Source organism: Bradyrhizobium cosmicum, from assembly GCF_032290525.1.
GTDB classification, from domain to species: domain Bacteria; phylum Pseudomonadota; class Alphaproteobacteria; order Rhizobiales; family Xanthobacteraceae; genus Bradyrhizobium; species Bradyrhizobium cosmicum_A.
In genome coordinates this window covers 1-279 of record NZ_JASXTA010000186.1, presented here as the reverse complement: position 1 = coordinate 279, position 279 = coordinate 1, and the positions used below count along the sequence as shown (strand labels likewise).

The window sequence follows — 279 nt, the reverse complement described above, 5'->3', positions numbered from 1 at the left end:
CTTTCGGTGAATCCGGAGTTGACCGAACGGCTGAAGGCATCTGCGAAGCGCGAGCGCGTGACGCTCAATACGCTCGTTCAGGCGGCGTGGGCGCAGTTGTTGCGGCGGCATTCGGGGCAGGCCGCCGTCTGTTTCGGGGTGACCGTGTCGGGCCGTCCGGCAGACCTTCCGGGCTCCGAGGAGATGGTGGGCCTCTTCATCAACACGTTGCCGATTGTCGACGCACCGAGCCCGCAAGCGCTGGTCGGTGAGTGGCTGCGTCAGTTGCAGGAGCAGAAC

At 65.2% G+C, this 279-nt stretch carries 1 protein-coding gene; it reads left to right on the top strand.

The window, feature by feature from the left end:
- Positions 1 to 18: 18 nt before the first annotated feature.
- The coding region (locus QSV46_RS39590; RefSeq protein WP_314964076.1) for a condensation domain-containing protein at positions 19 to 279 on the top strand (261 nt) is incomplete at its 3' end.